Raw genomic sequence first — 26394 nt, 5'->3', positions numbered from 1 at the left:
GCCATTTTATTCCTTGCTAATTTCACCTTACACCATCTTGTTAAACTCCTTGCGCAGCCGCTTGATAATTCTTTTCTCCAGCCGCGAAATATAAGATTGGGAGATGCCAAGCAGATCGGCCACATCTTTTTGTGTCTTTTCTTCGCCTCCGCGCAGGCCAAATCTCAGCTCCATAATGAGTCTTTCCCGGTCACTCAGCTTTTCCAGTGCCTTTTGCAGCAGCTTGCGATCAACCTGTTCTTCTATGTTCCGATAAATGGTATCATTTTCCGTTCCTAATACGTCAGAAAGCAATAATTCATTGCCATCCCAATCAATATTAAGCGGCTCATCAAAAGAAACCTCACTCCGTGTCTTGCTGTTCCGCCGCAGATACATCAAGATTTCATTCTCTATGCAGCGGGATGCATAAGTAGCCAGTTTTATTTTTTTCTCAGGATCAAAAGTGTTCACAGCCTTAATTAAGCCAATAGCGCCAATCGAAACCAGATCCTCGATATTGATGCCGGTATTCTCAAATTTACGAGCGATATATACTACCAAGCGAAGATTGCGCTCAATCAACATCGCACGAACAGCTGCATCGCCGCTAGACAGCCGCTGAAGCAGATATTCTTCTTCTTCCCGTGTCAGCGGTGGAGGAAGTGCCTCACTCCCACCAATATAATAGATTTCCTGACTCTTCAGCCCTAGTAGAAACAGCATGCGGTAATATTGCAGCTGCAGAGCAATTTTCCATTTGACCATTATTTGTTCCTCCTCCAAGAAGTGCACGGTTCGCGTGTGAAGCTTTCAAATCCCGCTTTCAGCCATCAGAAGTTTGGTTCAGCTAGCTTTAAAGATTAGGAAGGCAGTGCTGCATCAATAGCGCTCTCTTTTTGAGTCAAATCAGGATGTATTACAGCCCGATAGGCTCCATCCCCCGACAATGTCCCACCATCCAGCCCGATCAAGACTCTTTTACAATAAAAGATATCTTCACCAAGCTTTATCGTCACCTGATCAGGCTTCAGTGCAAGCATAAATGATGCCCCCCGGTTAACTCCCCTGTAAGGCACCAGTCGCATCCTGTCCTGCCAAGCAAACGACTGCCCGTCCGTTTCTAGTAAAAGTTTGTCCGCTCCGTCCTGAGTGAGTCTACCTTTCCATGTTTCAGGCAGATGTCCCTCCCAGAGCGAAGATTCCATAACCATCACCGGTATGCGGGTCAAAGGATCACAAAGCCGGTTACCTGTGTCTAGCAGGCCGGGACAGGAAACAGTCACTCCATCAATTTCTACTACCACCTCACCGATATAGGTTTCAAGCTGCTCCCTTCTGATTCGTGAGGAGTGCACTGCCTTGAAGCAGATTAACACCAGGGGAAATACTGCAATTACAAACCAAAAACCAATCTTTAGGCGGTAAGCATGCCCTCCTGAAGCAGTGAACATAATACCATTCCAAATATCACCGGAGCTCTGCAGCAAATAGTGAATACCTACAATCCCACCAGCAGCTGCGAAGTTGATAATATAAAAAGCTCCCATAGTGCGAAGGTAGCTTTGCAGACTCCCAAAACCAAAGGCAATCCATAGCATAACCACCGACAATCCAAACTTAATGAGGAAGGTATACATGAAAGACAACTCCGGCACAAACATCATCACCACATAGAGCGCACCAACCAGAGCTGAGAGGACTAGCCGCCACCATGATATCCTCAGCTTGACCATCCAGCCTGTCAGCCACAAAAGAATTCCGTCGATCACTAGATTGGCGGCGAATATCAAGTCAATATAAACAACCAGTGCATTCACCTGCTTACTATGGCGGAATCTATCCTGTAGCCAAAATGGATCAGGCTCTGTTTTTTTGGACGATATGATTAGTATAAAAAGTCTCGCTTTCAAAGTCTGTCTAAACTTGGGGGGCATTCTTAAGGTTTTTTTGTCGAGTTATAGCGCGGGAGGGTTTTATTCCTACTGAACAACATTTCACATAAAAAAAAGCACCGCATTGCCCTAGCTCTATTAGCTGGGGAATACGCTGCTTCATATCTCTTAATAAAAATATTTAATTAGTCATTGTTGCCACGATTACGGTTACGCAGGAACGTCGGAATATCTAATTGATCTGACGTATTCTGATTCCCGAACGGACGCAGATTAGCAGCGTTCTTATCCGGTGCTGCCGCTGGCTCGTTATTCGTCGAGACCGGACGGCGTCCTGGTGCTTCAGGTGATGGTTTATGTTCAAAGCCAGTAGCAATTACTGTTACTTTGATATCATCCTTCAGGCCTTCATCAATTATCGCACCAAAGATCATATTCACTTCAGGATCAGAGGCGGATGTAACGATCTCAGCCGCTTCATTGACTTCGTATAGGGAGAGGTTAGATCCTCCCGTAATATTCATGATTACGCCGCGGGCGCCTTCAATAGACGTTTCCAAGAGTGGGCTCATGATGGCTTTACGTGCTGCTTCAGACGCACGGTTCTCACCATTTGCTATACCAATTCCCATAAGCGCTGAACCGCGCTCTGTCATGATCGTCTTTACATCCGCAAAGTCAAGGTTAATCAGACCAGGAACCTTAATTAGGTCAGAGATACCTTGAACAGCCTGCCGGAGAACATTATCTGCTTCACGGAAAGCTTCCAACATCGGTGTTTTCTTATCAACGATCTCAAGCAAACGGTCATTTGGAATGACGATTAGCGTGTCGACTTTTTCTTTCAAAGCTTCGATTCCAAGCATTGCCTGGTTATAACGTTTTCTTCCTTCAAAAGTGAACGGGCGAGTAACTACACCCACAGTCAGGGCTCCACATTCTCTAGCAATTTCAGCTATAACTGGCGCCGCCCCTGTACCTGTACCGCCACCCATTCCTGCAGTAACAAATACCATATCTGCACCTTTAAGGGTATTCGAAATCAGATCACGGGATTCCTCCGCTGCTTTCTTACCGACTTCAGGGTTGGCGCCTGCACCCAAACCACGGGTCAGCTTGTCCCCAATCTGCAGCTTGTGCTCCGATTTGGCCATATGCAACGCTTGGGCGTCTGTATTAACCGTAATAAATTCTACACCCTGAACGCCGTTTTCAATCATCCGGTTGACAGCATTACTACCTCCGCCGCCCACGCCGATGACTTTTATTTGCGCCAAGCTCTCCATTTCAAAATCAAATTCTAACATATTGTTCCATCTCCCCCTCAATGTGCTTGGATGGCCGGTCCAAGTATATCTGGACTTACACTTATATAAACTCGCTAAACATATTTTTTAGACGCTCCACAAATCCGGGCTTCTGAACAGTTTCCTGACTCGGAGTGGCGTTCTGCTTGCTCCGGTTGACCGTCTTTTTGTTGCTGCTTCCACCACTGTTTCTTGCTCGGAAACTACGGACAACATTATGCAGAATACCGACACCGCCGGTAAACCCAGGGTCCCGTACACCGATATAATCCGGCACGGCGATGCGTACAGATGCAGCCAGCTCGGTCTGAGCAGCTTTCAATACACCCGGCATCGAGACAGTCCCACCTGTAAGTATATAACCTCCAGGCAGTTCACTGTAACCAAGCCGTTTAACTTCTTGACGAATCAGGTGGAATATTTCTTGCACCCTTGGCTCGATAATTGCCGCCAGATCCTCTTGGTTAAATTCCTTCTCCACGTTACTGCCAATGCGCAATACCTTGAAGACAACGTCTGAGGCTGCATCGTCAATCCATGCGCAACCATATTTAAGTTTTACCTTCTCCGCTTGATCAGTAAGTGTCCGAAGTCCGTAGGCAATATCATTGGTTACGAATTCTCCTCCGATCGGAATCGTGGAGGTTGCACTAAGAGAACCCTCTTCGTATATGGCTATTGTTGTTGAGCCCGCACCAATATCAACCAGAACAGATCCCATCGATTTCTCGTCCTTGGACAGCGCCAATCCACCAGCTCCAAGAGACATCAGCACAAGATCCTTTACCTTCAGCCCTGATTTCTCAACACAGCGTAGTAGATTATGTATTGGCGTCTTAGCACCCGTAATGATTGTTGCCTCAACTTCCAGACGAACACCAATCATTCCGCGCGGGTCTTGAATTCCTTCAAGACCATCGACGATAAATTGTTTGGGAACAACATCAATCACTTCACGCTCCGGAGGCATAGCAATGACTTCCGCAGCTTTAATTACGCGATCGATATCATCATCGCCGATTTCACGATCCTCATTCTGAACGGCCACAACACCGTGGCTGGATTGCAGGCCAATATGATTACCGGAAATGCCTACATAAACCTCTGATATTTGAATACCCACCATCTGCTCTGCATGATCTATAGCACTTTTGATCGATTGCACAGTTTGGTCGATATCTACAATCGCGCCTTTACGTATTCCTTCCGAATCAGCAGATCCAACGCCAATAATATTAAAGGTTCCATTGGTAACTTCCCCAATTATTGCCCGAACTTTGGATGTACCGATGTCCAAACTAACAATGATGTCATTGTTGCTCAAGTCCTATGGCACCTCCTGTTATAATCATAATTAATTGCATTACCTTATCCCGGTCCCGGGAAACTTCTCTGTACATATTCAACATACCTAATCCTTTCCCTCTTTTTTCTACAAATTTTTTGAACGGAATAATATTCCAACATCCCCAAATGTGAATAGTTACTCATATGTTATTGTAAAAATAGCAATTATCACAAGAAATATCGGCCTAATTGGTCATTTCAACCAAATATAGTACTATATCTCAAAAAAATCGAAGAAAAAAGAGGGATATAGCTTCTTGCCCGTAACTCCGATTGTAGCATTTTTTTAACTCTATTAGTAGGGACTATTTACCTCCACACTAATCTTGCGCAACATCTTCTTCATCGCTTTCCACCTGAAAAGGAACATATGAATCGGCTTCTAGCATTTTAATGAGTCCAGGCTGTTCAGTCTCTATAATCTGATTCAAATAGGACACCTTGCTCTTTAGCAAAGAGATGGCTGTAATCACCTCAAAACGGGATCTAGTATAGAGCTTGATCCGGTCTGGAAAAGACAAGGTTGGCGAGGGAACAATCTCAGAGATATCACTTGTCAATTCATTAGGAATGCTTGCTAATGCTTGACAAAGCTTAGCCTTATTCGGATCTTCCGGGTCCCAGTTCGTTAATATAGGTTTCTCAACAGCAATTCCAGTCTCATTAACAGGCACTGCAGCTCCACTGGACAGAATCGCCTTTAAGAGGCCTCCCTGTTCCAGTTCATAAGCTACCGCAGGGAATTCCTCAATCTTTACTGTGATCACCCCGGGGAAATTCTTCTGCACGCTGACGTCTTTAATCGTCTTAAGCTTCAGCAGAGATTCTTCCACAGCTTTAGTTGATACAGCAAAGAATTGCCCACCTATTTTAATTCCACTTTGTGAGAGTAACTCTTCACTAGTAGAATACTTGCTACCTTGAAAATCTATCACTGTAATATGGCTAATAGACGATCTGAAAAAAATCACAGCAAGAAGCGCAGTGAACAGCAGCAGCAGGATCGCCGTAATCTTACGGCTCATTTTTTTCTTAGGCTTGTCCTCTTTAAGAAGAGGTAATCGGGTTGTAGTCATTCTCATATCTCCGTAATAAGGCCCTGTCTCCTTCTCTGAGAGATCTGGAAGGAGACAGGGAGCTTTAATTGGCCAAATCAAGTGGATCCGTTACAGGCACCTTACGGCTTATACGCGCGCCAAGCTTCTGAAACAGCTTCTCTATTCCATCATAACCACGGTCAATGTGATGCGCTTGCTCAACGACCGTAGTCCCTTGTGCAGCAAGCCCGGCAATGACCAGAGCTGCACCCGCCCTCAAATCAGTAGCTTCCACAGTAGCACCATACAATCTCTGAACGCCGCGAATAAACGCACGATTCAAATCGATAGAGATGTCAGCACCCATCCGGGCCATTTCTTCCACATGTTTGAACCGTCCCTCAAACACCGTTTCCTTGATCACACTAAAACCATCGGCGAGCGACAGCAGCACCATGACCTGAGATTGCAGATCCGTCGGGAAAGAAGGATAAGGAGAGGTTACGATTCTCTCAACCGCACGCGGACGTCCCATGCAGCTGACATTAATTATATCATTGCATACTGTGATTTGAACACCAGCCCGCTTAAGCACATGAATAAGCGAAGTCAGATGCCCGGCGTTCGTATGTGTCAAGGTCACATTCCCACGTGTAGCTGCCGCAGCAATCATTACAGTTCCAGCCACTATCCGGTCTGGGATTACCTCGTACGTACAGGGATATAAGTTTTTGACACCCTGGATCGTAATGGTATCCGTGCCTGCACCGATAATCTGAGCACCCATACTATTCAAAAATTGCTGTAGATCCTGTATTTCCGGCTCTCTTGCTGCTCCCGATATCGTCGTTGTCCCCTCTGCCTTGGCGGCAGCCATCATAATATTCTCCGTGGCTCCAACACTTGGATAGTCGAGATGAATATCACTCCCTACAAGCTTTGAGCCCCGACAGGATATTCGTCCGTTGCTTTCCTCGATCTCCGCCCCCAGTGCTTTAAGACCCTGCAAATGAAGATCGATTTTACGCTCCCCGATCGCACAGCCACCAGGCTGATAGATCGTTACCTCACCAAATCTGGATAACAGCGGTCCCATTAAAAAAATGGAAGATCTCATCTGCCGCATCAAATCCTCAGGTACATGAGATGTCCCCACGGCTGACGTATCTATCGTCACCGTATCCTCTTGATGCACGCACCTGCAGCCCAGCCGATCCAAGATGTCTAGCATAGTCTCGATGTCCAGCAGCTTCGGCACATTATGCAGTGAGTGAACTCCTTCGGCCAGCAGGCTTGCCGCTAGAATCGGCAGCGCCGCATTTTTTGCTCCATGGATACGAATGGTGCCTGACAGGGGACTTCCACCCTCAATCACCAATTTGTCCAATGTATCACCTCCGAGATTACCGCTCACCCACCACAAACACTTCCGATACAAGGTCATATGAAATGTACAAGATTATCCTGCACTACCTTTCAGGTTAGGAAGTGTTCTGGGTGATTGTCACGATTATAGGATTATCCTATGTTCGTTCCTCCAAGTGTGTGACAGAGAGCTGCCAATAAGGAAAATACCTCTCAAAGGTAAATGGCTTAAGACTGTTTACCGGCTAGTCTTCGGAGTTCGTTAGTGACAATGGCAGCAGAATCCCTTTTGCCCAGTCGTTTGGAAGCCTCGGACATTTTTTGGCGTACAGCTTCAGTTCCAATGATTGCTTGCACAGCTTCATAAAGCGCCTTACCATTCAAATCCTTCTCAAGCAGCACCACAGCGGCCCCTTCGCGTTCCAGCTGTCTTGCATTCGCCTCTTGGTGATTGTTCGTCACATTAGGAGAAGGGATAAGTACAGAAGGAATACCCAGCGCTGTAATCTCAGCGAGAAAGGATGCCCCCGCCCGATTTACGATTAAGGAGGTACAAGCCAAGACCTCCGGCATATTGTGAACATAAGGTAGGACATGCAGCCAGTTCGGTGTGCTACCCAGCTTCTGACGCAATTCAGCACGGGTATCCTCAAAATAAGGCTCACCTGTAACGTAAACATAATGAACACCATTACCCTTACCCACAAATGGGGCCATTTCAATCATGGCTTTATTAATAGCCTTAGCCCCTTGACTGCCGCCAACAACCAAAACAACCGTGCTGTTATCCGGAATGCCCAGCGAGGCAAACCCCCGTTGTGGACTAGCCGTAGTAACCGTCGTTGCCCGAGGATTACCTGTGTAGATTACGTGCTTGCTCCCCGGAAAAGCAGATTCTGTCCCTTCAAAGCTTACGGCCACTGTACTCGCGTAACGACTTAGAAAACGATTTGTTAAACCAGGGATAGCATTTTGTTCATGGATCAAAGTTGGGATACCCAGCCGGGATGCAGCGTAAACGACTGGACCACATACATAACCGCCTGTACCAATTACAACATCAGGCTTAAACTCTCTTAACATTTCTTTGGAAGCCTTAACGCCCTTTAAAAAACGCATCACCGTCTTGACGTTGTCCATGGACAGCTTGCGCCGAAAGCCAGTGATGTCGATAGATTTGAAAGGGATATTCTCTTGGGGAACAAGCTTGCTCTCTAAGCCACGCGTTCCACCAATATACAGGAAGGTAGATTCACTATCTTCTGCTTCCAGTTGTCTAGCAACAGCGACTGCGGGATAGATATGACCACCCGTGCCTCCGCCGCTTAATACGATACGCATGTCTTTCACCTCGCATAACGGGATAAGTTCAATAGAATGCCCAGGGAGGTTAACATCAGTGTAAGCGAAGAACCTCCATAGCTAATCAGAGGAAGTGTGATGCCTGTTACAGGCATTAGACCGATGACCACACCAATATTAATAATGACTTGCACAGCCACCATACAGACGATGCCAACGGCCAAATAGCTTCCAAAACGGTCAGGCAGACTCATCGCCACCTTCATTCCGCGCCAGATTAGAATAAGAAACAGGATCAACACAGCCAAACCACCGATAAACCCCAGTTCCTCGGCCAATATAGAAAAAATAAAATCGGTCTGCGGCTCAGGTACATAACTGTACTTCTGCCGGCTCATTCCAAGTCCGAGACCCCCAAGCCCTCCAGGGCCAATCGCGTAGAGCGACTGAATAATCTGGTAGCCTGCACCGAGGGGATCGGACCAAGGATCAAGAAAAGCGGTTATCCGCTGCAACCGGTAAGGTGCTGCGGCAACCAAAGCAACAAACCCAGCCACGCCAGCTACTCCTAGTGAGAGTAGATGTTTCATTCTTGCCCCAGCTGTAAAGACCATCATCAAGGCTGCGCCAAACATAACGGTACCTGTACCCAGATCCGGCTGGAGCATAATCAGTGCAAAGGCTGATCCGATAAGCGCTAACGGTGGAAGTAAGCCACGAGTGAAGGAGGTGATATCATACTCTTCTTTTCCCAGCCAATTCGCCAGAAATAGAATCATCCCCATCTTCATGAACTCGGAGGGCTGAATCCCGAAGGAGCTGATTCCGAGCCAGCTGCGCGCTCCCCCGCGAACTACACCAATGCCGGGAATAAGCACCATAACGAGCAGGATAAAGCAGACAATCAGTGCCGGCTTAGCCAGCTTTTTTAACACTTTGTAGTCTGTATTCGCTGTAACAAACATTGCAACAAGTCCCAGTCCTGCAAACAAAAGCTGCCTCTTTACAAAGTAAAACGAATCTCCATAATTGCGGAAGCCCAAGACAGATCCGGCGCTGTATACCATCACCATGCCGATTACCAGCAAAGAAAGAATGGGAATCAGCAACCAAATATCGGGAGCATGACGAGTTTTGTTCATCAGGAGCACACCTCTTGCATCCGTAGTAGGGGCTTATCCACCCCCCTACTTAAAGGTTATGCACCGCCTCTTTAAAAATACACCCGCGCTCTTCATAGGATGTAAACATATCCCAACTAGCACATGCAGGAGACAGGAGAACGATATCTCCTTCTTCCGCCAGAGCGGAAGCTTCCCGCACAGCTGCTTGCAGCACGGCGGCGGCGCTCTCCCCATTATCGACGGAGATAATCTGCTTTAATCCTGCCAGCTGTGCTACATTTATTAGCTTGTCCTTGGTTTGTCCTAACGCCACCAAAGCTTTGACGCGTCCGCTCAGGACAGGCAGCAGCTCCATATAATCGGAGCCACGGTCTAATCCGCCAGCGATCAATACCACCGGACGCTGAAAAGATGTCAAAGCCGTAATTGTCGCTTTGGAGTTCGTTGCTTTGGAATTGTTGTAATAAGCGGCTCCAGCCTTATCAGCTACATACTCCAGGCGGTGCTCCACACCACGAAAAGAAGAAAGCACTTCGCTTAATAGAGAGGGGTCAGCTCCAGCGGCAATAGCAATTCCACAGGCAGCCAGCGCATTCCCCACATTAAAGCGACCCGGAAGAGCGATGGAATCCACATCCGCGATTATCGTTTCCTTGTCCGCAGATTCGCGATAGATAATGTGGCGCTTCAGCTCATCATCTTGCCCCGTAATATAGGACGGGCTAACAAATACTCCATGAGGCAGCTCCTCAAACAAGGAGAATGGAAGAATCGAAGCCTTCACATAGGGCACAAGTTCCCGGCAGACAGGATCATCCCAGTTCAGCACTGCTGTATCCGTAGCTAATTGATTAGCGAACAGCTTGGTTTTGGAATCCACATAATCTTTCATGCTTCCATGATAATCCAGATGAGTCTCTGCAATATTCAGCAGACAGCCTATCTTTGGCCGGAAGGTCTCCGTACCTTTGAGTTGAAAGCTGCTAAGCTCGACCACCATCCAGTTATCCTCTGTAGCCTCTTGTGCAGCCTGACAAAGAGGCGTACCAATGTTGCCCGCAACTATAGGGTTCATTCCCGCAGCTTCCAGCATATGGCCTACCCAGGTCGTCGTTGTCGTCTTGCCATTGGAGCCTGTGATGCCGATCATCGGCGCTGCACAAAGTCGATAAGCCACCTCTACCTCTGTGACCACTTCAATTCCAAGCTCAATTGCCTTTTGTACAGGGGGCGCAGAATAAGGAATGCCTGGATTTTTGATTACCAGACTTACACCTTCATGAATAAGTCCTTCCGGATGCCCGCCGCATATAACACAAATTCCCAAAGATTCCAATTCGGAAGCTTCGGGACTTTGATCTCTTTCCTTTTTGTCGTTAACCGTAACTATAGCGCCGCGTTCATGCAGCACTTTAGCCACCTGGACACCGCTTTTAGCAAGCCCAAGAACCACAACTTCTTCACCACGATACATATCTGGATGTTTCATTCTCTACAACCCCTTGCTAATAAATAGTCCCACAGCAGCCAACACCAAACTAACCGCCCAGAACGAAATTACCACACGCCACTCCGACCAGCCACCAAGCTCAAAATGATGGTGAATCGGGCTCATTCTGAATACACGTTTGCCACGGGTTTTAAATGAAACCACTTGAATCACAACGGATAACATTTCAATTACAAAAACACCGCCAATGATGAGAAACAGCAGTTCACTCTTCGTGACAATAGCAATTGCACCTATCGCACCACCAATACCAAACGAACCCGTATCCCCCATAAATACTTTAGCAGGGTGGGCATTAAACACAAGAAAGCCAAGTACAGCCCCAATCATTGCCGCAGCACATACACCTGCCGCAATAGACGTAGCCTGCATTGCCACCACCGCGTATGCGGCCAAAGCAATGGCACTGACACCAGACAACAGCCCATCGACTCCATCTGTAAAGTTAACGGCATTCGTCACTGCCATCATCATAATAATGATGAATGGATAATAGAACCAGCCACCCCAATCAAAGCTGAAATCCGTACCTGGTACGCTGATACTTGTACTGTGTCCGGCATAGATCAAAAGACCGCACATCAAAGCACCAACCAGCAGCTGTCCAAATAACTTTTGACGTGCTGTGAGCCCTAAGGAACGCTTAAACACAATTTTGATATAGTCATCCAAAAATCCGATCAATCCAAAACCAAGCGTAGCTACAAGCAGTACATAAAAATCTGTATTCACCACAGAAAATTTCAGATAAGACAAGGTAAAAGCTACGATAATCACGATACCGCCCATAGTCGGCGTTCCCGCTTTCTTCAAATGGGTTTGCGGTCCGTCATCTCGCACCTGCTGTCCGAATTTCATCCTGCGCAGAAGCGGAATGAAGAGCGGAGCGGCAATGACCGCAAGGATAAAGGAAACAGCAATAGTCAATAACAATAGTTGATAATCCATGGGTACACCCCCTCCAATGATTTAGGTCTGTTGAATATCTTTATTTAGGCTCTGAAGCACTTCCTCAAGCTTCATCCCTCTTGATCCTTTAAATAGAACAATATCCTTAGCGCTGCATTTCTCTAGAAGGACAGCGGTTAGTTCCGCTTTATCTGTAAAAGCTTTTACGCGCTCTTTGCCGAATTTCTCTTCTGCTGCTTTGGCAATATGAACGGACAATGGTCCGTAAGTACATACAAAATCAGTTAAGGAAGGGTCAAGGTAGTAGCCTATTTCTTGATGAAATTCTACTTCCTCCGGCCCAAGTTCCAGCATGTCCCCGAGCACAGCGATTTTATTGCCACTGCATTTCATAGATTGCAGGACATCTATAGCCGCCTTCATAGAAGTAGGGCTGGCATTATAAGCATCGTTTAAAAGCGTAAGTCCGGAGGAAGTCCGAATCACTTCAATCCGCATGCCCGTCAACTTGAGCTTGCTCAGACCGTCCTTCATATTCTGCTCCGTAACCCCAAAATGACGAGCAACCGCTAGTGCAGCCAGAGCGTTAACAACGTTATGCTGACCTGGCAGCGGTAATGTAAAAGCATGTTCCTTATGACGGCTTGACGTAAACGTCATGCCACCAGTATGGGACATCATCCCTGTTGGATAATCATCATTATCCTCATTTAGACCAAATCGGAAGGTTCTCATCCCTTCTGGAGCCTTAAAAGTGGACTCTTGCATTACCTCAGTCAGCAGCGGTTCGTCACCGTTATAAATCAGCAGTCCCCCCGGCTTCAGCCCCTCAGCAATCTCCAGCTTGGCGCGGGCTATTTCTTTACGTGACCCCAGCTGCAGTAAATGCGACTCGCCTACATTAGTAATTACCGCTACGTCAGGTTCAGCCAAAGAAGCCAGCAGAGCAATTTCTCCCCGCGAGCTCATCCCCATTTCAAGTACAGCGATCTCTGTATCCTCAGCCATGGATAAAATAGTAAGCGGAAGACCGATATGATTATTGAAATTCCCCGCTGTCTTGTGCACTTTGAACTGCACTTCAAGCAGAGACATAATGATATCTTTTGTTGTTGTTTTCCCGTTGCTGCCCGTAACAGCGACAACCTGCGGAGCCACTTCCTTCAGATAAGCAGCGGACAACTTCTGGAGAGCCTCCAGCGTATCTTCAACAATAATAACTCCGCCACCTTCAGGTACCGGTCCTTTATCGCGTTGCCACAAGGTTGCGCCAGCACCAGCAGCCAGTGCTGCGGCAGCATAGTGGTGACCATCGAATTTGTCTCCAGATAGAGGCACAAACAGGCAGCCGGGTGTGATCTTACGGGAGTCGGTAACGACTCCCGTAAGGGTTGTATTCATAGCTTCGACAGCAGCAGGTTCCCCTGCGCACATGGCAGCAATATTTTCAAGCGTTCTTGTAATCAATAGTTTCGGCCCCTTATAACTTCTTTAGCGACGATGCGGTCATCGAAATCATGAACCACTCCGCCAATCAGTTGATAGGTCTCATGACCTTTCCCCGCAATCAATACTACATCGCCAGGGCTTGCCATTTCAATAGCCTTCCCGATAGCTTCTCGGCGATCAACAATCATATGATACCGGTCAGAGGTGACTCCATCCTCTACTAGTCCTGCTTCTATATCCTTCAAGATTAGTTGAGGGTCCTCCGTCCGAGGGTTGTCAGAAGTTACGAATACCATGTCGCTATATCGTGCAGCGATCTTCCCCATTAATGGACGTTTCGTCCGGTCTCTGTCTCCGCCACAGCCAAACACTGTAAGCACTTTGCCGGTAGCAAATTCGCAGACCGTCTTTAATACATTCTCTAGCCCGTCTGGTGTATGTGCGTAGTCAACGATAACAGCAAATTCCTGACCTTCATCCACTGACTCCACCCGTCCAGCTACACCATCGATTGCCTCAAGACTAGTCTTGATATCAGCCAGAGAGACATCTTCCAATAAAGCAGCTGTAATCGCCGCGAGTGCATTGTAGACATTGAACTTTCCAACCATACGGAGCGAAATGTCCGTCTTCCCCTTAAACGTATCCACATGGAAAAAAGTTCCTTTTGCAGTGATCGATATTTGCGAAGCTCGGACATTAGCGTTGTTATCAATGCCATATGTAATCACTTCCGCCGCAGTTTGGGCTGCAAAATAGTGACTTGCTTCATCATCCGCGTTCAACACCGCATATTTGCGTTCTTCCTTCCACGGAGAGATCACATTTCCTAATCTGGAGAAAAAGAGCCCTTTAACCGCCCGATACTCCTCCATTGTATGATGATAATCCAGATGATCTTGGGTTAAGTTCGTAAAAATTGCCGTACGGAAGTCCGCACCCTTCACACGTCCTTGCTGAAGTGCGTGAGAGGATACTTCCATTACGCAACACTCCACACCTTTGGAAGCCATATCATGAAGGGACCGCTGCAGATCTAGCGACTCCGGAGTTGTGCCTGACATAGGGTAGCTTTTGCCGTCATAGCGCATTTGAATCGTTCCAATCAGACCTGTCTTCATATTCTGATCCTGCATAATCCGCTCAATGAGATAAGTCGTTGTTGTTTTGCCGTTTGTGCCCGTCACCCCGATCATTCTCATCCGGCTGCTAGGTGAGCCAAAGAAAGCATTCGACATGACAGACATCGCAAACCGGCAGTCATCCACAACAATCTGCGGGATATCAAGCTCCAGCTTGTGCTCACATACAATAGCCGCCGCTCCGGAGGCTACTGCTTGCGGCGCATATTTGTGCCCGTCCACGGTGTGGCCAGGCAAACAGATGAATAGATCTCCCGGGCCTACACGGCGGGAATCCGTCTGAAGATCAGTAATCTCCACATCTCCATCCCCGTATAGTTGCGAAGTAGCAAGACAAGCAGATAATTCGTTAACTTTCATAGTAATCCCTCACTCTACATTTTCGGATACGAGCTGAAACCTTATACCTTAATCATTATTCACTAGATGCTCCCATATAAATCCTGATGGTTGAGCCCTGTTCTACTCTGGCCCCAGCCTTAGGAGCTTGATTGATGACCGTATTTCCTGTGCCTGAACGTGCAAGATTAAAATTCATATTTAAATCCTCATAGATATCCTGCACCGTTGCTCCGGTAAGATCAGGTACGGTCACTATCGGAGTTTCGCCATACTTATAAGTTTTGGGAAGCTGATCACTGCGCTCCGGAACCTTCATATAGTGCAGTGAGTCTTCCAAAATATTTTGCACGATTGGAGCTGCAACCACACCCCCAAATTGAATCCCTTTCGGATTATCCACGGCAGTGTACACAACGATCTGAGGATCATCCGCTGGCGCAAAGCCAATAAAAGAAACAATGTGCTCTGTTGGAGAATAACGTCCATTTACAACCTTCTGTGCAGTACCCGTCTTGCCACCTACACGATAGCCGTCAATAAAAGCCGGCCGTCCTGTGCCTTTGGCAACCACGCTCTCAAGTGCTGCCCGCACCTTCTTGGATGTTTCCTCCGAAATGACCTGCCGCACAAGCTCTGGCTTCACCTCTGATACAGTCTCTCCAGTAACCGGGTTAACCCATGCTTTTGTTACATGCGGTTTATAGAGATTACCGCCGTTGATAGCCGCGGATACCGCAGCAATCTGCTGAATAGGCGTAACCGAAACCCCTTGGCCGAAGGCTGTAGTCGAAAGCTCTACCGGACCTACTTGACTGAGCTTGAACAGAATGCCATTAGCTTCCCCATTCAGATCAATTCCCGTTTTGCTGCCAAAACCAAAATCACGAATATATTTGAAAAGTGATTCTTTTCCCAGCCGTTGCCCTAAGGCGACAAACCCAGGGTTACAGGAGTTCTCAACTACCTGTAAAAAGGTTTGACTACCGTGGCCGCCCTTTTTCCAGCAGCGCAGCTTTGCGCCCGCTACCTCGATAAAACCCGGATCATAGAAATGATCGTTCTGAAGATCTACTTTACCTTCCTGCAGCGCAGCAGCCAGAGTAATGATTTTGAACGTTGAACCAGGTTCATAGGTCATCCAGATAGGCAGATTCCGGTTGTAAATCTGCGCATCATATTCCTTGTATGATGCTGGTTCATACCCCGGTCTGCTAGCCATGGCTAGTATCTCACCATTCTTCGGATTCATAGCTATAGCCCAAGCACCCTGCGCCTGATATTTTACCATAGCCTGATCCAGCTCACGTTCCATAATGGACTGGATCTGTTTATCAATCGTCAGCTCCAGATTAAGTCCGTCTTGAGGGGCAGAATATTTCTCAGATGAGCCAGGCATAAGTCTTCCGCCTGCATCAGACAAATAAGAAATATTGCCGGCTATGCCTTTGAGCAGATTGTCATATATACTCTCTACTCCTGTAATACCCTGGTTATCTATACCTGTAAAGCCTAAAATATGCGCGGCTAAATCGCCGTAAGGGTAATATCTTTTGCTATCCTCAGCGACAACGATGCCCGGCAGCTGCAAATCACGGATGCTCGCGGCAAGATCCATCGTAATTTTGCGGCCGCCGGGCTGAAGTTTCACCGACATTTCTTTTTTGGACAGCAATGTCATCAGCTTCTCCTCAGTCATCCCAAGCAGTGGAGCTAATTGCTGTGCTGTCTTTTGCTTCTCTTTTACCTGCACCGGTACTGCATACACTGTAGGTGTGGTGATATTAGAAACGAGCGGCACACCTTCACGATCCATAATTTCACCACGTTTAGCGGTAAAAGGAATATTGCGGCGCAAGGAATCTTCTACCTTCGCAGTCAATTCCTCGCCTTGAGATAATTGCACATACGCAAGACGCACGACCAGCGAACCGAATAACACTGCCAGTCCCAGCAATGTCCACAGCATTCTCCGCCGTGTTACGACTTTGGAAACCTTCATTCCGTTCTCCCCCACTTTCAACAATAGACATGAGCTCTTATCTTCATGACTATTCGGGACAAACAGGGGTTAGAACAAGCTATGTTCCGCTCTCGGGATCTGTCCCCTCATCAGCAGGCGGGGCCACGGGAATATCTTCGCCATAATCATTTAATGGCTTCATTTTCAAAGTGACCAAGGTCTTGCCATTTTGCGTTCCTACAATCTGTTCTGAGACGTAACCTTCTCCGTCTACCGCAATCTCTACTTTTAGTAGAGTTAGAATTTCAAGTGCATCACGCAGGGATTCCCCTTTTAAATCTGGAATGGTAGGCTGAGCCCCCTGCGGACTTAATAAATAGATCCGTTGCCCTGTAGCAAGCTTCGTACCTGCCTCAGGATATTGACTCTCTACAGCAGATCCTTCTCCGACCACTACATAATCGAAGCCTTGATCCAAAAGTGCTTCTCTTGCTTCCTTCATCGTCTTGTCTGTTAGATCTGGTGTAGTCCGAAGTGCGACTGTTTCAGTCTTAGCCGGCTTTTTGCTGCTGCTATCACTAGCCTCAGACGCCAGCTTAGGTACTCCCATGTATTGCAGAGACTGGGATACAATCTCTTTAAATACTGGAGCAGCTGCCTTACCGCCGCCAACCTCAACGTTCGGTTCATCAATAATGACAATAACAGCGATCTTTGGATCATCAACAGGAGCATAACCAATAAAGGAGACAAGTACTTTGGATTTCACATAATCCTTACCTTCAACCTTGATAGCCGTTCCTGTCTTTCCTGCCACGCGATAGCCGTCAATATAAGCGTTGCGGCCTGTTCCTTTTACTTGGTCAGCAACAACCTGCTCCAAATATTCACCCGTTTTCTTGGCGCTTTCCTCATCAATCACCTGACGCACTACACTAGGCTCAGTAACCTTTGTCTCACCAGTGTTAGGGTTTGTGACCTCCTTAACTACATACGGAGTCATCAACTTCCCCCCATTAGCGATAGCAGATACGGCAACGAGCTGCTGAAGTGGGGTTACTAGCACTTTTCCGTGTCCATATGCGAGTGTCGCAATTTCTATAGGACGTCCAACATTAGGGTTAACGACCCCGCTTGCTTCTCCTGGCAGATCGATTCCCGTTTTCTCATTGAAGCCAAAATCATTGATATACTGTAATAGCTTGTCCTGTCCGAGCATTTCATATAGCTTAACGAATAGAACGTTACTAGAACGTTTCACACCTTCAAGAAAACTGATTTGCCCCCATCCAGCATGATTAATATCATGCAGTGCCTTACTATATCCCTTTATCCGGATGGACCCGGACAAAAATGTCGCAACAGGATCAAAAAGCTTCTCTTCTACTGCGGCGGCAAGCGTTACAATTTTGAAGGTGGAACCAGGCTCATAAGTAGATTTAATAGCATGATTATAGAATCCTGCCCCTTCAGCCCCGGTCTTCCAAAATTCATTTGGATTATAGGTAGGCATGTTGGCTAATCCCAAAATCTCCATCGTGTTCGGATCAGCAGCAATGACACTCATACTTTTTGGCTTATATTGCGCATACGCCTTTTGCATGGCCTCTTCTATATAATGCTGGATCGTACTATCGATTGTAAGCTTGAAATTACTTCCATTTACTACTGGCTTATAGGTATCTTGTGAATCCGGCAATTTTACCCCTTGACCGTCACTTTGATAAAGCAGCTTGCCATCGGCACCCTTAAGCTCCGTATCAAAGTATTTTTCCAGTCCCATGATAGCATTGCCGTCCCTATCTGTATAACCTAAGATATGTGCAGCTAATTCATCTTTTGGATAATATCGTTTCTGCTCTCTAACAAGCCCAATACCGGTCTCTTGAATTTTATGTTCTTTACCTAGGGCTACATAAAATTCTTTCACCTTATCGGCAAGCTCCTGATCAATCTTCCAGCCTTCATTACGTATTTCACGGTTCTTGAGGTAAGCACCCGTCTTTTCGTCCTTGGCTTCAACCAGCTTACGCAGCTCATCCTCTGGTTTGCCTAGCAATTCGTGTAATCCTGTGATGACCTCTTCCCCGATGCCTTGTTGTTGAATCACTTCAGGATTCACCACCACGGTATAAGCAGGGACATCGCTAGCAAGCACACTCCCGTTACGGTCAGAAATCGTACCTCGCTCCGCTTTGATAGTTGAGGTATGCGCCCAAAGTGTGGCGGCCTTTTCCTGCCATTCCTCACCTTGCATAACTTGAATCCAGAACACTCTAACGATCAAAACAAGAAAAAAGAGGGTAATACACCCTCCTATAAACAGCGTGCGAAGTTTTATTCTTTTCAGCATAAGCGAACCTCACAACTTTTTTTATTGCGATCTTGCCAATCGCTCACTAATTATCACCTGGAGTCGTTGCCGAGCTTGCCGGAATATAGATTGTTGCATTCTCATCCGGAGACACATAACCAAGATCCCGTGCTTTTTGGGCGACTTTCTGCTCTAGATTCTGCTTTTCCATCTGATACGTAGAAATCTGCTTCTTAGCTGTTGCAATATCCTGATCTAATTTCTGAGCCTGCAAGTTCAAATCATAAATTTGGACGTAACGTGAAATCAGGGTGATCGCCACCAGAACGCATACTCCTAGCGTCAGCATATACAAAAGTTTCTCTTGCAGCGGAAGTACTCTTCGTCTGGTAACTACTTTTGTCTTCTCGCGGTAAAGGGGGTTTACCTCTTCTTTTCTTTTGGGCTGAACTGCTAAATTGCCGCGGGTATAGGCCATCTCTGACTCTCCTTTATCGTCAATTACAATTTTTCTGCAATGCGCAGCTTAGCTGAGCGGGCTCGGGTATTAAGCTCAAGCTCTTCTTCAGAAGGCACAAGCGGTTTACGATTGATTAACTTAAGCGTACCTTTCGCGCCGCATACGCAAAACGGAAAGTCAGGCGGGCATGTACATCTGCTTAAATAGCTGCTAAAAATTTGCTTGCAAATTCGGTCTTCGAGCGAATGAAAGGTGATGACGGATACTCTGCCTCCTGGTGCAAGGCAACGTACTGCACTATGTAGCCCTTCTTCAAAAGCACCCAATTCGTCATTCACAGCAATCCTTAATCCTTGAAAGCTACGTTTAGCGGGATGCCCTCCTGTTCTTCGAGCAGCTGCCGGGATACCTTCCTTGATCAGTTCTGCTAATTCTCCTGTTGTCTCAATAGGAGCTTCTTCTCTTCTGTCAACAATTTTTCTAGCGATTCTCCGCGAGAATTTCTCTTCTCCATATTGGAAAAGAACACGGGCAATCTCCTGCTCGGACCATGTATTCACAATTTCAGCAGCCGTCAAAAGTGCTGACTGATCCATGCGCATGTCCAGCGGAGCATCATGATTGTAACTAAAGCCTCGTTCCCCTTCGTCAAACTGGGGAGAGGATACGCCAAGATCAAAGAGCACTCCATCTACTTGGGGAATACCATCTGTTTGTGGCACAAAGGGCACATCCTTAAGTACACTCTCCAGATCACGGAAGTTAGTCTTAATAGTCACAACCTTGTCTCCGTATTCCGCTAATCTTTCTTTGGCGTTCTCCAAAGCCCAATCATCTTGATCCAAACAGATTAAACGGCCTTCGCCGCTAAGCTTGGAAGCAATAAGTGAGCTGTGTCCCGCCCCACCGAGAGTGCAATCTACATAGATTCCGTCTTTTTTGATGTGCAGCCCTTCTGTCGCTTCTTCCTTAAGCACCGTGATGTGGTGAAACAAGCTGCATCCCTCCAGGACAGTATTCGTTATTGTGTTTTATAGATCAAAATTGAAATCCACCAATTTCTCAGCGATTTCGTTGAACGATTCCTCGGACTGTTCGAAGTACTGTTCCCAAAGCTCTTTGTTCCAGATTTCCACCCGGTTCGAAACGCCCAGAATGACACAGTCTTTGTCCAGTTTGGCATACTGCCGTAAATTGGCCGGCAGATTTACCCTTCCCTGCTTATCCCAAACACATTCAGTTGCACCTGAGAAAAAAAAGCGGCTAAATGCGCGGGCATCTGATTTCATCAGCGAAAGGCTTTTAAGCTTTTGTTCCATGATTGCCCATTCTTCCATGGGATAAACAAACAGGCAGGAGTCTAGGCCGCGGGTCGTCACGAAGGAGGTTCCGAGCAATTCACGGAGTTTAGCCGGAATAATGATTCGGCCTTTGTCGTCAATGCTGTGTTGATACTCTCCCATGAACATCCTTTTTCCCACCCCTAATCCCCGAATCCCCACTTTACCCCACTTTTCACCACTTAAGCATAATAGATTCGCCATTAAAAATCAAAAACCTTTTTCTGGCCAAGGAAATTTTTCCTAAATCAGATAGATCGTTTCCCGAAAAACATTTCTCCACAGAAAAAAGCCATACAATCGGAATCTTGTCCGTTGCATGGCTTTGTTAAAAAAGTTGCTTCAGTTCAAGGTACACTGGTTAATACACTTTATTGTTATGCGTTCAGTTATTAATCGTTCAAATTCCAGCTGTCCAAATAATCCACTTGCGCCGGAGTCAGGCTATCGATGTTAATGCCCAGACTTTCCAGCTTATAACGTGCTACTTGCTCATCCAGCTCATAAGGAACATTTTCAACTTTTACGCCAATGCTCTTATAATTATCATTTACATATTTCAGCGACAGCGCCTGGAGCGCAAAGGTTGTATCCATAATTTCAGCAGGGTGACCATCAGCAGCACCCAGATTTACAAGTCTGCCTTCGGCAAGCAGATATAATTTACGTCCGTCACGAAGCTGGTACTCTTCGATATTTTTGCGAACGGTACGTTGGGATACGGATCTTTCCGACAACTCAGGCTTATTCACTTCAACGTCGAAATGGCCCGCGTTGCACATGATCGCTCCATCCTTCATCACATCATAATGTTCACCGCGAATTACATAACGGTTACCAGTTACTGTAACGAAGAAATCACCAACCTTAGCTGCTTCCAGCATTGGCATTACTTCAAAACCGTCCATATGTGCTTCAACGGCTTTAATCGCATCAACTTCTGTGACAACCACTTTTGCTCCAAGCCCTTTGGCGCGCATGGCAACACCTTTACCACACCAGCCGTAACCGACAACAACTACTGTTTTACCCGCTACGATAAGGTTGGTTGTGCGAATAATTCCATCCCATGCCGATTGGCCAGTGCCATAACGGTTATCAAACAAATATTTGCAGTAGGCATCATTAACCGCGACCATTGGGAACTTCAATACGCCTTGCTTTTGCAGAGCTTTTAGACGAATAATCCCGGTTGTTGTTTCTTCAGCACCCCCGCGAATATTCTCCATCAGATCAGAACGCTCCGAATGCAGCAATGTAGCAAAATCCCCACCGTCATCAATAATCAAGTCCGGTTTGCTCTCCAGTGCCTTGATATTAAGGGCTTTAAATTCTTCAGGAGACGGATTGTATTTAGCAAATACTGTGATTCCATCCTCCACAAGCGCTGCACATACATCATCCTGTGTAGAAAGTGGATTCGAACCTGTAATGGTTACATCTGCACCACCAGCTTTGACAACCTTCGCCAAATACGCGGTTTTAGCTTCCAAATGCAATGTAATCGAAACTTTTAGACCTTTAAATGGCTGTTCTGCTTCAAACTGCTCACGAATACGGTTCAGTACCGGCATATGCTGGCGAACCCAGTCGATTTTCAAATGCCCTTCCGGTGCGAGTGACATATCAGCCACGATACTATTTTGTTTAGATGAACTCATTATGAAACCTCCTAAAAGTTTGTGAGCGTTACTACATTGAATCTACTTCGTACAAAACTTGCTTCGTAAGCATACGCTTTGTTTTGTGAGCGTTACTACATTGATCTACTTCGTACAAAACTCACTTCGTAAGCATACGCTTTGTTTTGTGGAAAGCAATACTTCCATTACATATAAATGATGCGATGTGTTCCACTGTAATCCGGTTCAACCGTCATTAGCTCATCCAGCCAAGCAAGCCCGTACCGGTTCAAGTAATACATGATATTGTACACTCTTTCCTGCAGTTTACCCAGTGGCATTAATGACAGCTCGATTCGCTCCCATTGCCGGATTGCAGCTTCGTTCTGTTTTGCCATTGCATCTTGGGCTTTCGCCTGTAAAAAAGTAATCTGATCTAGAATCTTCTCTTTATTGTTATTCCCCAGCTTAAGCAGACCGGCCTGAACCGTTCCAAGCTGCTCAATCAGCGGTTCGTACATGGCGGCAAATGAGGTTTTGGTTTCTTCAAAACGGCGTTCAATCCCGAGCTCATCCTGTGCGGCCAGCCATTCATGTCTTTTATGATCCAGTCCTTGTCTTACATCCTCAAAGCTAAGTTGATATTTGTCCATATGCTTGTGCAGCGTACCTTCTACGACAGTAAAAGACATTCTAGGGATAATTAACGGCATTTCTCCCCCAATGGTCTCAAACGCACGGCGCGGAATGGCCCAGTAAGCAATCTCACCTTGACCCAGCACCGTTGCCAGAACAGGCAGCACATAATCCTGCATAAGTGGACGTGTCAGCACATTGTTGCTAAAGCGTTCCGGATGTGCCTGCACCTCCTCAAGTAATTCATCACGGGTAAAGGATACCTGACCCTTGCGATCCGTAAAGATTCCGTCCTTCTTGTGAAGCAGAAGCCGTGTACCTTCATGAATATAAAAGAGGTTGGCATTGCCAGCTGTAACATCAGCCTGAAGCTCATATCCAGCGCCCACAATATCAGAAGCAGAATTCATATACGCTGTTTCCAGTGCATCATTCTGCATAATTAGCGAAGTGAAAAATGGCTGTTCTAACTTACGTAAGTTGGGATCAGCAGAATCAAGCAGAATCAGACCAAATTTACCAAATAATGAACCCATCAGCTTGGCAAATGCATCCGTCATACTATCAGCTCTAAAAGAAGAAGTGCGAATGAATTCCATGATCTGCGGCTTAAAGTCGCTTTCCTGAAGCAGACCGTCTAACTGTTCTACTACCTGCTGCCAGCTTTCCTCTTCTACACGAATATCACTTACTGAGGAGCGTTTCTCTTCTGACTTTTCTATCTTAATCTTAGTAATCTCCTGCGTACGATTCAGTACATACGTATGATTCACTTCATCCCAGTCATGATCTTCACCTGCAATCCAGAATAAAGGAACTACAGGTCGGCCGAGTTGTTCAGCTGCTTCTTTTGCCGCCATAATGGTAGTTGCAGCTTTATATACCACTAACAGGGGTCCAGTAAATAGTCCGCTTTGCTGCCCACCTGTCACCACTAATGTCCCCGGCTGCTCTAAGAGCGCCAGCGAAGCCATCACCGCATCATGCGAATTATGCTTTTCATTATATTGTCGTAGACACCCAGCAATCTGAGTCCGGTCGGCACGAAGGCTTTCTCTGCTATCTAGCCAATCGGCCCGTCTACTTCTACTTTCTTTATTGCGGAAATCCCCACCGTACAAATGACTAACCTTTTCAAAATGATCTATATAGTCGCGCGAGAGTGCAGATCCACCCTTGAGCGGTTCCGTTACAATATTCATTCGCTAGTGCCTCCAGTTCTACTAAGCAGTTATATGTAAATCCAAGTTCGTAAAAACTCTCTATGATTGTATCCAAAGTCAGGAGCCGCGTCAAAGCAAAACATGTCTTGATATCAGCAACACAGGTACAGCCAACTGTTCAATTATACTATAAAATCATTAAATAATATCCTAAATACATACAAGAGGCGAGAGCATAATGCTCCCGCCTTTGAAAACCTAAGTATAAATTATGCGAATTTTTTGCTGACAAAGTGGCCTTTAGATACTTCTACTAATTCAAAGTCACTGTCATTGGTCTTATCGTTAGCAGAATAAATAGGGCTGCCAAGCTCATCATGCAAGTGAATACGTTTTTTGTTGACTTCAATTTCCGGGTCCGGAACTGGAATAGCCGACAATAGGGATTTAGTATAAGGGTGGATAGGATTTGCATATAGCTCTTCACTTTCCGCCAACTCAACCATTTTACCCAAGTACATAACTGCTACGCGATCACTGATATGTTTAACCATGGACAGATCATGCGCGATGAAAAGATAAGTCAATCCCAGACGATCTTGCAATTCTTTAAGCAAGTTAACGACCTGAGCTTGAATGGATACGTCAAGTGCGGAAATCGGCTCATCACAAACGATGAACTTAGGATTAACCGCTAACGAACGGGCAATCCCGATACGTTGACGTTGTCCACCGGAGAATTCATGCGGATAACGGGTTGCATGGTCATGATTAAGACCAACCATATCCAGCAGTTCTTCAATCCGTTTCTTACGTTCTGCACGGCTGCCAGCCATTCCGTGAATGTCCAGTGCCTCGCCGATGATATCAGAAACCGTAAACCGCGGGTTAAGCGATGCGTACGGATCTTGGAAAATCATTTGCATGTCACGGCGCATAGCCTTCATTTGATTTCCAGGTAATTTATAAATGTCTGTACCATTATATTTCACACTTCCAGCAGTTGGCTCATACAAGCGAAGAATCGTACGTCCAGCAGTAGTCTTACCACAACCGGACTCACCTACCATCCCAAGTGTCTCGCCCTCACGGATCGTGAAGTTAATATTATCAACAGCCTTAAGAACCTTACCTTTACCTACATTAAAATATTTCTTAAGACCTTCTACCTCTATTAGGTTCTTACTCAAGAGTACTGCACCTCCTTGGCCATCGAATGCAGATTCCAGCAACGCGCCATATGCGTTTCGCTGAATTCTGTGGCGCCGGGATCGATTTGTTCGCACACATGCATCGCTTCATTGCAACGAGCAGTGAACGGACAGCCGATCGGCGGCTTGATCAGATCTGGCGGTGTGCCGATGATCGGAATAAGCGGCTCGCCTTTCTTTTGGTCCAGACGCGGCATTGAGCGCAGCAGACCTTTGGTGTATGGATGTTGTGGATTTTTAAAGATTTCCCATCTTGTTCCGGTCTCCACAACCTCACCTGCATACATTACAATCACCCGATCACACATGCCAGCAACTACGCCGAGATCATGTGTAATCAGAATAATGGAGGTACCTAGTTTTTGCTGCATCTCTCTCATAACTTCCATGATCTGCGCCTGAATGGTTACATCTAGAGCCGTTGTAGGCTCATCCGCTATCAGCAAAGCCGGACGGCAAGCTAACGCGATTGCGATCATTACACGCTGGCGCATACCGCCTGAGAATTCGTGGGGATATTGGTTAAAGCGAGCCTCCGCATTTTTGATGCCTACTAATTTCAACATCTCCATACCTTGCTTTTTCGCTTCGGCCGCTGACATTTTCTGATGTTTAATCAAAACTTCAGTGATCTGTTTGCCCACTTTGATGGTTGGGTTCAGAGAAGTCATCGGGTCTTGAAAAATCATGCCAATATCTTTACCGCGAATAGATTCCATTTCTTTCATGCTTTTGTCTAGCAGATTCTGTCCTTGAAAAATAATTTCTCCCTTTTTCACTTTAGAAGGTGGAGAAGGGATCAAACGCATAATCGATTGAGCAGTTACACTCTTACCGCTGCCGGACTCGCCGACGATGGCAACCGTTTCGCCTTTGCCAATTTCAAAATTCATACCACGGACAGCTTGTACTTCTCCGCCCTTAACAAAAAAGGAAATATGCAAATCTTTGACTTGTAAAATAGGTTCCATCCATATTCC

21 protein-coding genes are annotated in these 26394 nt (G+C 46.4%); all 21 read right to left on the bottom strand.

What is annotated here, in order from left to right; all coding sequences use genetic code 11:
• Nucleotides 1-27 precede the first annotated feature (27 nt).
• Nucleotides 28-750, bottom strand: a complete 723-nt coding sequence (gene sigE / locus MKY63_RS17840; RefSeq protein WP_036683937.1) for an RNA polymerase sporulation sigma factor SigE — start codon at nucleotides 748-750, stop codon at nucleotides 28-30.
• A 92-nt stretch (nucleotides 751-842) separates the two neighbouring features.
• Nucleotides 843-1790, bottom strand: coding sequence for a sigma-E processing peptidase SpoIIGA (gene spoIIGA / locus MKY63_RS17835; RefSeq protein ID WP_036683940.1), 948 nt, complete (start codon nucleotides 1788-1790; stop codon nucleotides 843-845).
• A 269-nt stretch (nucleotides 1791-2059) separates the two neighbouring features.
• On the bottom strand, nucleotides 2060-3181 hold the full coding sequence (ftsZ, locus tag MKY63_RS17830) for a cell division protein FtsZ (RefSeq protein ID WP_076129065.1): 1122 nt from the start codon (nucleotides 3179-3181) through the stop codon (nucleotides 2060-2062).
• Nucleotides 3182-3242: 61 nt separating this feature from the next.
• A complete protein-coding gene (gene ftsA, locus MKY63_RS17825) occupies nucleotides 3243-4505 on the bottom strand; it encodes a cell division protein FtsA (RefSeq protein WP_036683637.1) in 1263 nt (420 codons plus the stop codon).
• Nucleotides 4506-4848: 343 nt separating this feature from the next.
• Entirely contained in the window at nucleotides 4849-5604 is a 756-nt protein-coding gene (locus tag MKY63_RS17820; protein WP_036683639.1) for an FtsQ-type POTRA domain-containing protein, read from the bottom strand.
• Nucleotides 5605-5668: 64 nt separating this feature from the next.
• Nucleotides 5669-6952, bottom strand: a complete 1284-nt coding sequence (gene murA / locus MKY63_RS17815; protein WP_036683642.1) for a UDP-N-acetylglucosamine 1-carboxyvinyltransferase — start codon at nucleotides 6950-6952, stop codon at nucleotides 5669-5671.
• A 206-nt stretch (nucleotides 6953-7158) separates the two neighbouring features.
• Nucleotides 7159-8271 carry an undecaprenyldiphospho-muramoylpentapeptide beta-N-acetylglucosaminyltransferase gene (gene murG, locus MKY63_RS17810; RefSeq protein WP_036683645.1) on the bottom strand — a complete coding sequence of 371 codons (1113 nt, stop codon included), beginning with the start codon at nucleotides 8269-8271 and terminating at the stop codon, nucleotides 7159-7161.
• 5 nt (nucleotides 8272-8276) lie between these two features.
• Nucleotides 8277-9374: a stage V sporulation protein E gene (gene spoVE, locus MKY63_RS17805; RefSeq protein ID WP_036683647.1), complete on the bottom strand. Its 1098-nt coding sequence runs from the start codon at nucleotides 9372-9374 to the stop codon at nucleotides 8277-8279.
• A 49-nt stretch (nucleotides 9375-9423) separates the two neighbouring features.
• Nucleotides 9424-10845 carry a UDP-N-acetylmuramoyl-L-alanine--D-glutamate ligase gene (gene murD / locus MKY63_RS17800; RefSeq protein ID WP_036683650.1) on the bottom strand — a complete coding sequence of 474 codons (1422 nt, stop codon included), beginning with the start codon at nucleotides 10843-10845 and terminating at the stop codon, nucleotides 9424-9426.
• 3 nt (nucleotides 10846-10848) lie between these two features.
• Nucleotides 10849-11814, bottom strand: coding sequence for a phospho-N-acetylmuramoyl-pentapeptide-transferase (gene mraY, locus MKY63_RS17795; protein ID WP_036683653.1), 966 nt, complete (start codon nucleotides 11812-11814; stop codon nucleotides 10849-10851).
• A 21-nt stretch (nucleotides 11815-11835) separates the two neighbouring features.
• Nucleotides 11836-13242, bottom strand: coding sequence for a UDP-N-acetylmuramoyl-tripeptide--D-alanyl-D-alanine ligase (murF, locus tag MKY63_RS17790; RefSeq protein WP_036683655.1), 1407 nt, complete (start codon nucleotides 13240-13242; stop codon nucleotides 11836-11838).
• A complete protein-coding gene (locus MKY63_RS17785) occupies nucleotides 13239-14726 on the bottom strand; it encodes a UDP-N-acetylmuramoyl-L-alanyl-D-glutamate--2,6-diaminopimelate ligase (RefSeq protein WP_036683658.1) in 1488 nt (495 codons plus the stop codon). The genes murF and MKY63_RS17785 overlap by 4 nt, the downstream gene beginning before the upstream one ends.
• Before the next feature lie 55 nt (nucleotides 14727-14781).
• Nucleotides 14782-16707, bottom strand: coding sequence for a stage V sporulation protein D (locus MKY63_RS17780; protein WP_036683661.1), 1926 nt, complete (start codon nucleotides 16705-16707; stop codon nucleotides 14782-14784).
• 79 nt (nucleotides 16708-16786) lie between these two features.
• On the bottom strand, nucleotides 16787-19021 hold the full coding sequence (locus MKY63_RS17775; protein WP_339809459.1) for a penicillin-binding transpeptidase domain-containing protein: 2235 nt from the start codon (nucleotides 19019-19021) through the stop codon (nucleotides 16787-16789).
• Nucleotides 19022-19067: 46 nt separating this feature from the next.
• Entirely contained in the window at nucleotides 19068-19460 is a 393-nt protein-coding gene (locus tag MKY63_RS17770) for a septum formation initiator family protein (protein ID WP_036683668.1), read from the bottom strand.
• A 23-nt stretch (nucleotides 19461-19483) separates the two neighbouring features.
• Complete coding sequence (rsmH, locus tag MKY63_RS17765; protein ID WP_036683671.1) at nucleotides 19484-20437, bottom strand: 16S rRNA (cytosine(1402)-N(4))-methyltransferase RsmH; 954 nt, start codon at nucleotides 20435-20437, stop codon at nucleotides 19484-19486.
• A 36-nt stretch (nucleotides 20438-20473) separates the two neighbouring features.
• Nucleotides 20474-20911: a division/cell wall cluster transcriptional repressor MraZ gene (gene mraZ / locus MKY63_RS17760; protein WP_036683674.1), complete on the bottom strand. Its 438-nt coding sequence runs from the start codon at nucleotides 20909-20911 to the stop codon at nucleotides 20474-20476.
• Nucleotides 20912-21174: 263 nt separating this feature from the next.
• Entirely contained in the window at nucleotides 21175-22446 is a 1272-nt protein-coding gene (locus MKY63_RS17755) for an adenosylhomocysteinase (protein WP_179087734.1), read from the bottom strand.
• Nucleotides 22447-22610: 164 nt separating this feature from the next.
• The gene (gene bshC / locus MKY63_RS17750) at nucleotides 22611-24242 is read right to left on the bottom strand and encodes a bacillithiol biosynthesis cysteine-adding enzyme BshC (protein ID WP_036683679.1); all 1632 of its coding nucleotides are present in this window, start codon (nucleotides 24240-24242) and stop codon (nucleotides 22611-22613) included.
• A gap of 230 nt (nucleotides 24243-24472) precedes the next feature.
• Nucleotides 24473-25393 (bottom strand): ATP-binding cassette domain-containing protein, encoded by a 921-nt coding sequence (locus MKY63_RS17745; protein ID WP_036683682.1) that lies wholly within the window; start codon nucleotides 25391-25393, stop codon nucleotides 24473-24475.
• A complete protein-coding gene (locus MKY63_RS17740) occupies nucleotides 25390-26385 on the bottom strand; it encodes an ABC transporter ATP-binding protein (RefSeq protein WP_036683686.1) in 996 nt (331 codons plus the stop codon). The genes MKY63_RS17745 and MKY63_RS17740 overlap by 4 nt, the downstream gene beginning before the upstream one ends.
• Nucleotides 26386-26394: the final 9 nt, after the last annotated feature.

Origin of the sequence: Paenibacillus sp. FSL R7-0189 (genome assembly GCF_037969925.1) — a bacterium.
GTDB classification, from domain to species: Bacteria; Bacillota; Bacilli; order Paenibacillales; family Paenibacillaceae; genus Paenibacillus_AQ; species Paenibacillus_AQ odorifer.
This window is presented reverse-complemented; position numbering and strand designations above follow the sequence as displayed.

Excerpts from the sequence above, each read along its gene's own strand:
- ftsZ (WP_076129065.1), bottom strand. The coding sequence starts at position 3,181 with ATGTTAGAATTTGATTTTGAAATGGAGAGCTTGGCGCAAATAAAAGTC.
- MKY63_RS17820 (WP_036683639.1), bottom strand. The coding sequence starts at position 5,604 with ATGACTACAACCCGATTACCTCTTCTTAAAGAGGACAAGCCTAAGAAA.
- murG (WP_036683645.1), bottom strand. The coding sequence starts at position 8,271 with ATGCGTATCGTATTAAGCGGCGGAGGCACGGGTGGTCATATCTATCCC.
- spoVE (WP_036683647.1), bottom strand. The coding sequence starts at position 9,374 with ATGAACAAAACTCGTCATGCTCCCGATATTTGGTTGCTGATTCCCATT.
- murD (WP_036683650.1), bottom strand. The coding sequence starts at position 10,845 with ATGAAACATCCAGATATGTATCGTGGTGAAGAAGTTGTGGTTCTTGGG.
- mraY (WP_036683653.1), bottom strand. The coding sequence starts at position 11,814 with ATGGATTATCAACTATTGTTATTGACTATTGCTGTTTCCTTTATCCTT.
- MKY63_RS17785 (WP_036683658.1), bottom strand. The coding sequence starts at position 14,726 with ATGAAAGTTAACGAATTATCTGCTTGTCTTGCTACTTCGCAACTATAC.
- MKY63_RS17780 (WP_036683661.1), bottom strand. The coding sequence starts at position 16,707 with ATGAAGGTTTCCAAAGTCGTAACACGGCGGAGAATGCTGTGGACATTG.
- MKY63_RS17775 (WP_339809459.1), bottom strand. The coding sequence starts at position 19,021 with ATGCTGAAAAGAATAAAACTTCGCACGCTGTTTATAGGAGGGTGTATT.
- MKY63_RS17770 (WP_036683668.1), bottom strand. The coding sequence starts at position 19,460 with ATGGCCTATACCCGCGGCAATTTAGCAGTTCAGCCCAAAAGAAAAGAA.
- mraZ (WP_036683674.1), bottom strand. The coding sequence starts at position 20,911 with ATGTTCATGGGAGAGTATCAACACAGCATTGACGACAAAGGCCGAATC.
- bshC (WP_036683679.1), bottom strand. The coding sequence starts at position 24,242 with ATGAATATTGTAACGGAACCGCTCAAGGGTGGATCTGCACTCTCGCGC.
- MKY63_RS17740 (WP_036683686.1), bottom strand. The coding sequence starts at position 26,385 with ATGGAACCTATTTTACAAGTCAAAGATTTGCATATTTCCTTTTTTGTT.